At 70.7% G+C, this 9,299-nt stretch carries 8 protein-coding genes; 6 read left to right on the top strand and 2 right to left on the bottom strand.

Translation table 11 applies throughout. The annotated features are described in order from the left end of the window. Window positions 1-137, bottom strand: a 137-nt coding sequence (locus ABZ919_RS23555) for a sugar phosphate nucleotidyltransferase (protein WP_351251584.1), incomplete at its 3' end; no start/stop codon positions are given. Window positions 138-270: 133 nt separating this feature from the next. Here ABZ919_RS23555 and ABZ919_RS23550 point away from each other — a divergent pair. After that, a complete protein-coding gene (locus tag ABZ919_RS23550) occupies window positions 271-852 on the top strand; it encodes a 5-formyltetrahydrofolate cyclo-ligase (RefSeq protein ID WP_361251064.1) in 582 nt (193 codons plus the stop codon). 108 nt (window positions 853-960) lie between these two features. Here the strand turns inward: ABZ919_RS23550 and ABZ919_RS23545 are convergent, their stop codons facing one another. Beyond that, window positions 961-3,804 carry a penicillin acylase family protein gene (locus ABZ919_RS23545; RefSeq protein WP_361251046.1) on the bottom strand — a complete coding sequence of 948 codons (2,844 nt, stop codon included), beginning with the start codon at window positions 3,802-3,804 and terminating at the stop codon, window positions 961-963. Window positions 3,805-4,021: 217 nt separating this feature from the next. On the opposite strand from ABZ919_RS23545, the gene ABZ919_RS23540 reads away from it, so the two are divergent. The 5 genes from ABZ919_RS23540 to ABZ919_RS23520 all read left to right on the top strand — a co-directional run bounded on the left by ABZ919_RS23540 (window position 4,022) and on the right by ABZ919_RS23520 (window position 9,244). Continuing rightward, a complete protein-coding gene (locus ABZ919_RS23540) occupies window positions 4,022-5,578 on the top strand; it encodes a potassium/proton antiporter (protein WP_361251044.1) in 1,557 nt (518 codons plus the stop codon). Window positions 5,579-5,857: 279 nt separating this feature from the next. Beyond that, window positions 5,858-7,156 (top strand): MFS transporter, encoded by a 1,299-nt coding sequence (locus tag ABZ919_RS23535; protein WP_361251041.1) that lies wholly within the window; start codon window positions 5,858-5,860, stop codon window positions 7,154-7,156. A 67-nt stretch (window positions 7,157-7,223) separates the two neighbouring features. Beyond that, window positions 7,224-7,535, top strand: a complete 312-nt coding sequence (locus ABZ919_RS23530; protein ID WP_361251039.1) for an FmdB family zinc ribbon protein — start codon at window positions 7,224-7,226, stop codon at window positions 7,533-7,535. 100 nt (window positions 7,536-7,635) lie between these two features. Continuing rightward, a complete protein-coding gene (locus ABZ919_RS23525; RefSeq protein ID WP_361251036.1) occupies window positions 7,636-8,469 on the top strand; it encodes an S-methyl-5'-thioadenosine phosphorylase in 834 nt (277 codons plus the stop codon). A gap of 193 nt (window positions 8,470-8,662) precedes the next feature. Continuing rightward, entirely contained in the window at window positions 8,663-9,244 is a 582-nt protein-coding gene (locus tag ABZ919_RS23520; protein ID WP_361251034.1) for a hypothetical protein, read from the top strand. Window positions 9,245-9,299: the final 55 nt, after the last annotated feature.

Here is a 9,299-nt window from a genome sequence, read left to right as displayed (position 1 = left end):
ACCACGTACTGGATCGCGGGCTTGTCCACGACCGGCAGCATCTCCTTGGGAGTGGCCTTCGTCGCCGGAAGGAACCGGGTCCCGAGGCCTGCCGCGGGAATGACAGCCTTGCTGATCCTGGGGTGCGACTGAGTCATGCCCGCAACCTTATCCGGTGCCTTTGTGGGGAAACTGTGGCTCCGATTGGTTGACCCTTTATGCCTGCATTCAAGAAGGGTGCGAGAACGACCCGTGGAACACGACGGACGCACGAGCGAGCGTGACAAGCGAATGTTGCGGCGGGAGTTCCTCTCGGTGAGGAACAGGTTGACGGACGATGACGTCGACGAAGCGGGCCGCGCACTGGCGGAGCGCGCCCTGGACCTGCCCGAACTGGCGCATGCGCGCGCGGTGGCGGCGTACGTCTCCGTGGGGAGCGAGCCGGGTACGACGGCACTGCTGGACACGCTGCGCGTGCGGGGCGTGCGGGTGCTGCTCCCCGCGCTGCTGCCCGACAACGACCTCGACTGGGGCGAGTACGCCGGCCCGGACTCCCTCGCCCGGGTCCGACACGGCGGGAAGATGGCGCTTTTCGAGCCCTCCGGCGCCCGTCTGGGCCCGGACGCCGTGACGGCCGCGGACGTCGTCCTGCTGCCCGGTCTGGCGGTCGACGCCCGCGGGATGCGGCTGGGACGCGGCGGAGGCTCGTACGACCGGGTACTGGCCCGTCTGGAACGCGCGGGTGTGCATCCCCGCCTCGTGGTGCTGCTGTACGACTCGGAGGTCGTCGCGCATGTCCCGGCGGAGGCCCACGACAGGCCCGTGCACGCCGTGGTGACGCCTTCCGGTGTACGCCGTTTCGCGAGCACCTGACCGGGACGCGCCCTTATGAGAAACGGCCCTCCACGCGTGCGCGTGGAGGGCCGTTCTCCGTTGCGGGCCACCGGGGTCCCTCAGGACCTCACGGACGCCGCAGGAGGCTCACGGCTTGAGGACGAGTGTGTCGCTCGTGCTCTTGTCGACCGCCGTGTCCGAGAACGACCAGGGCAGCAGCTCGCCCTTGACCCACAGGCTCGTCTGGTCCGTGTAGTGGGCGCTGAAGGCATGCCCGGAGGCGCCGGTCAGGTTGATCCACCTGGACTTGTCGAAGTCGGCGAGGTTGACGACCATCCGCATGGACGGCACCCAGACGATGGTGTAGCCGCCGGCGGCGTTCCAGCCGGTCGCGTTCACCGTGGCCTCTCCGCCGCTGAGCCTCCAGGGGCCGCGGTTGAGGATGTACTGCAGGGCCTTGGGGCCGTCGGTGCCGAGCGTCTGGTTCTTCAGGAACAGCCGGTGCAGCCGGCCCCAGCTCCAGGTGTCGATGTCCTTGCCGAGTTTGGCGGTCAGCTCCCAGCGGGCGTCGATCATGGCCCGGGCGAGGAGCTGGTCCAGGTTGTTCGCCGCGGGACGGGTGCCCGACTTGGGGGTCTTCCACCAGTCGCTGTCCGGCTTCTCCATGAGGGTGCGCACGACCTCGAACCAGCGGTCGCCGCCGTCCGGCTGCGCCTGGTCGGCGTCGCGGTCGCCGCACTCGCGCACCTTGCTGTCGTCGTCGACCGGGCCGGTGCTGTCGACCTTGTCGACCCACAGGCACTGTCCCTTGACGCGCAGCTCCTTGGGGAGCTTGTTGCCGAAGGCGAGCTTGAGGATGTTGCGCCAGACGGCGTTGAAGTACGCGGCCGCCGCGGAGTCGGACTCCTGGGTGTAGTCCCAGCCCTCCAGCAGCTTCTGCGCGTCGCGCACGTTCTTGTCGTCGAGGTTGATCTTCAGCAGCTTCGGCACGAGGAGCTTGGCGATCTCGCTGCTGTTGTCCAGCTGCATCTGCCGCATGTCGTCGGTGGAGATCTTGCCGCCGTCCTTGATCTTGGACTCGATCAGGTCGGTGATGCGCTGGCTGCGGGTGCCGAAGCCCCAGTCCGTGGTCAGCGTGTACGGATACTTGTCCTTGCCGACCACGGCCTGGTTGGCGGTGACGATGTAGCCCCGCTTGGGGTCGTACTCGTAGGGCAGTTCGTTCTGCTTGATGAAGCCGGTCCAGCGGTACTTCGAGCTCCAGCCGAGCGCCGGGACGGAGCCGTCGTCCACGGAGGAGCGCGTGGGGATCCTGCCGGGCAGCGTGTAACCGATGTTGTTGTCGGTGTCCGCGTAGATCAGGTTCTGCGAGGGCACGTCGAACAGGGCGGCCGCCTGGCGGAAGTCGTTCCAGTCCGCCGCCCTGTCGAGGGCGAACACGGCGTCCATGGAGGTGCCCGGGTCCAGCGCGGTCCACCTCAGGGCGATGCCGTAGCCGTCGCCTCGGTCCGGCGCGGCGCTGTTGACCGTGGCCCGCTTGCCGACCTGGACGAGTTCGTCGTCGCGGTCGGACAGCAGTGGCATCCCGTCCTGGGTCTGGCGCACGACGATGGTCTTGGACGAGCCGCCCGCGACCTTGATGGTCTCCTCGTGGGTCTTGAAGGGCCGGACCTCGCCGTCGTACAGGTAGCCGTTCGCGCTGACCTTCTCCAGGTAGAGGTCGGTGACGTCGACCCCGGAGTTGGTCATGCCCCAGGCGATGTTCTGGTTGTGGCCGATGATCACACCGGGCATGCCGGCAAAGGTGTAGCCGGTCACGTCGTACTGGCACTTGCTGGAGACGCTGCGGCAGTGCAGGCCCATCTGGTACCAGACCGAGGGCAGCGAAGCCGACAGGTGCGGGTCGTTGGCGAGGAGCGGCTTCTTGCTGACCGTGTACTTGCCGGACACCACCCAGGAGTTGGAGCCGATGCCCTGGCCGTTCACGCCGACGGCGGTCGGGACGTCGTCCAGGACCTTGTAGAGGCCCGCCAGCTGGCTCGTGAGCGACGATCCGGTCGAGGACGAGGCGGACGAGCCGGTCGTGGCCGCCGTGCCCCCGGAGGCGCCCCTGGTGCCGCCGGTCGTGCCCGTCGTGCCGGTGCCTTGAGAGGTGCCGGTGCCCTGGGAGGTGCCGGTGCCGCCGCTCTGCTGGAAGGACTTGCTCAGCGCGCTGTACTGGCCCTCCTGCACGATCGGCTTGTTGCGGCTGTACGGGTACTCCGGGTACAGGTCCGCGATCTGCTGCGGGCCGAGCCGGCTGGTCATCAGGGCGCGGTCGATCTCGTCCTGCATGTTGCCGCGCAGGTCCCAGGCCATCGCCTTGAGCCAGGAGACGGAGTCGACCGGGGTCCACTCCTGCGGCTTGTAGTCGTTGGTGAAGCCCAGGGCGGCGTACTCGAGGGAGATGTCCTTGCCGTCCTTGCCCTGGAGGTAGGCGTTGACTCCCTTGGCGTACGCCTGCAGGTACTTCTTCGCGGAGGCCGACAGCTTGGTGTCGTACTCCTGCCGGGCGATCCGGTCCCAGCCGAGGGTGCGCAGGAACTCGTCGTTCTTGACCTGGCTCTTTCCGAACATCTCCGACAGGCGTCCGGAGGTCATGTGCCGGCGCACGTCCATCTCGTAGAACCGGTCCTGCGCCTGGACGTAGCCCTGCGCCATGAACAGGTCCTCGTCGGAGGACGCGTAGATCTGCGGGATGCCGTTGCCGTCCCGCTTGACGTCGACCGGGCCCGACAGGCCGTCGAGCGTGATCGAACCCTTGGTCTGCGGGAAGGAGGCGCGGACGGTACTGATCGACCAGTACGCGCCGTAGGCGATGCCTCCGATGATGGCCAGTACCAGGACCAGCACCATCAGTCGGGCTTTGCGCCCCTTCTTCCTGCCGGACTTGGCGGGCGCGGCACCGGTGGTGGCGGTGTCACCCGTTGTGGCGGTGGTGTTGGGGGGCATCGCTGTCCTTGCTGTCCTAACGCGAGCGGCAGGTCGGGCTGTGACTTTGAATGAGCGCTGGAGCAACCATAGGCGCAGGGCCCTGTCCCCCTTGACGCGGAGTCGGGAACCAGCGCGCACGGACGTTCGATCTTCCCCCGGCGAGCGTCAAGAAAGCGTCAAGAGTTAGGTAAGGTAACGAAGTACTTGGGTGCGGTGCGCCGCAGCCTCGGATCTTGTGTACGTGAGCTCGCGCGCCCCGCGCGCGGGCCAAGGAAGGGAACCGCCGCTGACCGTCCACCACCTCAACCAGCTCCTGCTCGTGTGCTCCGTGGTCCTGCTCGTCGCCGTCGCGGCCGTCCGGATCTCCTCCCGCAGCGGGCTCCCCAGCCTGCTCGTCTACCTGGCGATCGGCATCGTCATGGGCCAGGACGGCATCGGCGAAATCCACTTCAACAGCGCCGCCCTGACCCAGGTCATGGGGTACGCGGCCCTGGTCGTGATCCTCGCCGAGGGCGGCCTGGGCACGAAGTGGAAGGAGATCAGGCCGGTCCTGGCGTCCGCCTCGGTCCTGGCGACCCTGGGGGTCGCCGTCAGCGTGGGCGTGACCGCGGCCGGCGCGCACTTCCTGGTCGGGCTGGAGTGGCGGCAGGCGCTGATCATCGGCGCGGTGGTGTCGTCGACGGACGCTGCGGCGGTCTTCTCCGTCCTGCGCAGGGTTCCCCTCCCCGCGCGCGTGACGGGCACGCTGGAGGCGGAGTCCGGCTTCAACGACGCCCCGGTGGTCATCCTGGTCGTCGCGTTCTGCACGGCCGGCCCGGTCGAGCACTGGTACGTGATGCTGGGCGAGATCGCCCTGGAGCTGGCCATCGGCGCGGCCATAGGGCTCGCGGTGGGCTGGTTCGGCTCCTGGGGGCTCAAGCACGTGGCCCTGCCCGCCTCCGGCCTCTACCCGATCGCGGTCATGGCGATCTCCGTCACCGCGTACGCCGCCGGCGCCCTGGCGCACGGCAGCGGCTTCCTGGCCGTCTACCTGGCCTCGATGACGCTCGGCAACGCCAAGCTCCCGCACTGGCCCGCCACGCGCGGCTTCGCCGAGGGGCTGGGCTGGATCGCCCAGATCGGCATGTTCGTCCTGCTCGGCCTGCTGGTCACCCCGCACGAGCTGGGCGACGACGTCTGGCCCGCCCTGGTCATCGGCCTGGTCCTGACCATGGTGGCCCGCCCGCTGAGCGTGGTGCTCAGCCTGGCGCCGTTCCGGGTGCCGTTGCAGGAACAGACGCTGATGTCGTGGGCGGGACTGCGCGGTGCCGTGCCCATCATCCTGGCCACCATCCCGATGGTGAACGGCGTCCCCGGCAGCCGCCGCATCTTCAACCTCGTCTTCGTGCTGGTCGTGGTCTACACCCTGGTCCAGGGCCCGACGCTGCCCTGGCTGGCGCGCATGCTGCGGCTGGGCGAGCAGGGGGAGGCCGCCGACCTCGGCATCGAGTCGGCGCCCCTGGAGCGGCTGCGCGGGCATCTGCTCTCCGTCACGATCCCCGAGGGTTCCCGGATGCACGGCGTGGAGGTCAGCGAGCTGCGCCTGCCGCCCGGGGCCGCCGTGACGCTCGTCGTCCGCGAAGGAAAATCGTTTGTTCCGATGCCCGCGACCGTACTGCGCCGGAGCGACGAGCTGCTCGTCGTCGCCACCGACCCGGTCCGCGACGCGGCGGAACGGCGCCTGCGCGCGGTCGCCCACGGCGGCAAGCTGGCGGGCTGGCTCGGCACGAACGGGGCGGCCGGCTCGCGTTGAGAGCGCCCCGCCCAGCGTCTACGGGCCGTGCAATCCCAGGTGACCCCCTCTGTGGTGCTCATTTTCACAGCTTGGCGGGGCGGTGATCCCTGTACCATGAAGGCGCACCCTGATCGAACCAACTCTGCCTGACGCAGAGCTGGCGCGACCGTATGGCGGCCGAGTCGCCCCCACGCCGAGCGTGGGCGCCGGTATCTACCGCAGTCCGCGCAAGAGGACAGCTCTCGGCGCCCGGGTCCCGCAAGGCCCGCGCTACCAGGCGGCAGAAAGGCACGGGCCGTGGGATCCACGGTCACCACCACCGAACCGGAGAAGACCTCTCCGGCCTCGTCCCGCCCGGGATACGGACAGCTGCTGCGCACCCGCGGCGCCTGGACCTTCCTGCTCCCCGGTTTCGCGGCGCGCCAGCCGTTCGCGATGCTCACCATCTCCATCGTGCTGCTCGTGCAGCACACCACCGGCTCCTACGGCGCCGCGGGCGCCACCGCGGCCGTCACCGGTGTCTCCATGGCGCTGTTCGCGCCGTACAGCGGTCGCCTCGCCGACCGGTACGGCCAGCGCACCGTGCTGGTCCCGGGCGTTCTGGTGCACACGCTTTCGGGCCTGTCGCTGACGGCCCTCGCGCTGGCGCACGCGCCCCTGTGGGCGCTGTTCCTGGCGGCCGTCCCGACCGGTGCCTCGGTGCCGCAGGTCGGCCCCATGGTGCGTGCCCGCTGGGGCGTGAAGCTGCAGGGTTCGCCCCTGATGACCACGGCGGCCGCGTTCGAGTCGGTCACCGACGAGCTGACCTTCGTCTTCGGGCCGCTGCTGGCGACGGCGCTGTGCACGGCCGTGGCACCGGCGGCCGGCCTGGTCACGGAGGGCGCGCTGACCCTCGTGGGCGGGCTGCTGTTCGCCGCGCAGAAGGGCACGCAGCCGCCGGTGACCGGTCGCGGCGGGCACGCGCGCGTGCAGCACGACTCGGCGCTGCGCGTGCCCGGCGTGCGCGTGCTGGTGGTGACGTTCCTCGGGATCGGGTCCGTGTTCGGCGGCATGCAGGTGGCGCTGGCGGCGTTCAGCGAGTCGATCGGTGAGCCCGGCCTGAACGGTGTGCTGTACGGCGTCTTCGCCGCCGGGAACATGCTCTCCGGCATCGTCTGCGGCGCGATCGCCTGGAAGGTGGCCCCTCAGCGCCGCCTCGTCCTCGGCTACACGGCGCTCGCCGTCGTCGCGTCCGCCCTGTGGACGGCGCACTCGGTGCCGCTGCTCGCCGGGCTCGGCCTGCTGGTCGGCATGTGCATCGCGCCGGCGCTGATCACCGGCTACACGCTCGTCGAGGGCCTGGTCCCGCCCGGCGCCCGCACGGAGGCCTTCACCTGGCTGACCGGCGCGGTCGCGCTCGGGCAGGCGGCCGCCGTCACGGTCGCGGGGCAGCTGGAGGACCGGCTGTGGGACGGTGCGGGATTCCTGGTGCCCATGGCCGGCACCGTGCTCGCGCTGATGACGCTGCTGGCACTGCGGTCGCGCCTGGCCGCACGGCCGCAGAACCGCACCGTCGCACGTGGCGTCGGTCACCGCGTGCCGGTGACGGTGGACTGATCCCCGGGAATACGTCACTATGGTTCGTCGTTAGCACTCATTGAGTCAGAGTGCCAGGAGGAAGACAGTGCCGACCTACCAGTACCAGTGCACCGAGTGTGGCGAGGGCCTCGAGGCGGTGCAGAAGTTCACCGACGACGCCCTGACCGAGTGCCCCAACTGCGGTGGCCGCCTGAAGAAGGTGTTCTCCGCCGTCGGCATCGTCTTCAAGGGCTCCGGCTTCTACCGCAACGACTCCCGCGGCTCCACGTCGAGCAGCAGCCCGGCGTCCAAGTCGTCGAGCACGCAGTCGTCCGACTCCAAGCCGTCCGGCTCGTCGTCGTCCTCGTCGGAGTCGAAGTCGTCCTCGTCGAGCTCCGCCGGCAGCTCCGCGGCCTGACCTCTCTTCCCCGGACCCTGCCGTCCTACGACGGCAGGGTCTTCGGCGCTTCCGGGCAGCGGCTCCCGCCGCGGATCCACCGCCCGCTAGTGTGCTGGTCATGGCGAACGCAGAGATCGGCGTAATCGGCGGCTCGGGCTTCTACTCGTTCCTCGACGACGTGACCGAGGTCCAGGTGGACACCCCCTACGGGCCGCCCAGTGACTCCCTCTTCCTCGGTGAGATCGCCGGCCGCCGGGTCGCCTTCCTGCCCCGGCACGGCCGCGGTCACCATCTGCCGCCTCACCGCATCAACTACCGCGCCAACCTGTGGGCGCTGCGCTCCGTCGGCGTACGCCAGGTTCTCGGCCCCTGCGCGGTGGGCGGCCTGCAGCCGGAGTACGGCCCCGGCACCCTGCTGGTGCCGGACCAGTTCGTGGACCGTACGAAGTCCCGTGCCCAGACCTACTTCGACGGGTTGCCGCGCCCCGACGGCACCGTGCCGAACGTCGTGCACGTCTCGATGGCCGACCCCTACTGCCCCGCCGGACGGGCCGTCGCCCTGAAGGCCGCCCGGGGGCGGGACTGGGAGCCGGTGGACGGCGGCACGCTGGTCGTGGTGGAGGGTCCGCGGTTCTCGACGCGTGCCGAATCGTTGTGGCACCGGGCGCAGGGCTGGTCGGTCGTGGGCATGACCGGTCACCCCGAGGCGGCGCTCGCCCGGGAGCTGGAGCTCTGCTACACGACGCTGACCCTGGTCACCGACCTCGACGCGGGCGCCGAGACCGGTGGGGGCGTCTCGCACGAGGAGGTGCTGCGGGTGTTCGCGGCCAACGTGGACCGGCTGCGCGGCGTGCTCTTCGACGCGGTGGCGGCACTGCCGGGGACCGGGGCGCGGGACTGTCTGTGCAGGAACGCGCTCGGCGGCATGGATCCGGGCTTCGAGCTGCCGTAACGCTCACCCCGAGGACGAAGCGGAGGGCGGGCCGGCGGACAACCGAGCGGAATTCCCCCTTCGGGTGGGCGAGTTATCCACAATCGGCGCGTGATCCACCGGCTCCGGCGGAATTCGGCGCGAGGCCTCATCGTGACACCGCAAGCCGAATTCCTCGTCACAGGCGGTGATTCCCGTGCCTCGGTCCTCGTCCTTGGATCCGTCCCCCGCTCCGTCCTCGCCCTCCTGGCTCTTTCCGCCCCCGCTCCGGCTTCCGCGCCCGCTGGGCACGGACGCCCCGGCGACCTGCGGGGTCCCGCAGTTCCCGCCGGTGCGCGTGCGCGGCGGGCGCCATCAGCTGCAGCGGCTCGTGCGGCACCGCAGGCGGGCGATCGCGGCCGGCCTGGCGGTGACCGCGGCCGCGCTCGTCGCCGCCGGCCCGCGCACCGGTCCCGTGCCGCACCGGTCGGAGCAGGCCCGCGGCCACCCGGTCACGGCACCTGTGCGCCGGCCGGCGCGGGCGGATCTGGTGACCGCGCCCGTGCGGATCGCCGACGCGGCCACCGTGCGGCTGCTGCGGCCCGGCGACCGCGTCGACGTCATCGCCGCCGGGGACCCGTCGGCCGGGGGCGTCGCCCGGGTGCTCGCCCGCGGCGTGCGGGTGACCAAGGTGCCCGAGCCTCTGGAGGGCGGAGCCGAGAGCGGGGCGCTGGTCGTGTTGTCGGTACCGCGTGCCGCGGCCGCGCGGCTCGTCGGCGCGAGCGCCACGGCACGGCTGGCGGTGACGCTGTGCTGAACCGGCTCGGGCGCCTTCCCTGCGGCCTGCCGTCCGGCGGCCCGATCGAGCCGCG

This window comes from Streptomyces sp. NPDC046759, from assembly GCF_040645475.1.
In the GTDB taxonomy this organism is placed as follows: Bacteria; Actinomycetota; Actinomycetes; order Streptomycetales; family Streptomycetaceae; genus Streptomyces.
The sequence above is the reverse complement of the archived record's forward strand: the minus strand, read 5'-3'. Positions and strand labels throughout refer to the sequence as shown.

Coding starts and splice junctions, on each gene's coding strand:
- ABZ919_RS23550 (WP_361251064.1), top strand. CDS start 271: ATGTTGCGGCGGGAGTTCCTCTCGGTGAGGAACAGGTTGACGGACGAT.
- ABZ919_RS23545 (WP_361251046.1), bottom strand. CDS start 3,804: ATGCCCCCCAACACCACCGCCACAACGGGTGACACCGCCACCACCGGT.
- ABZ919_RS23525 (WP_361251036.1), top strand. CDS start 7,636: ATGGCGAACGCAGAGATCGGCGTAATCGGCGGCTCGGGCTTCTACTCG.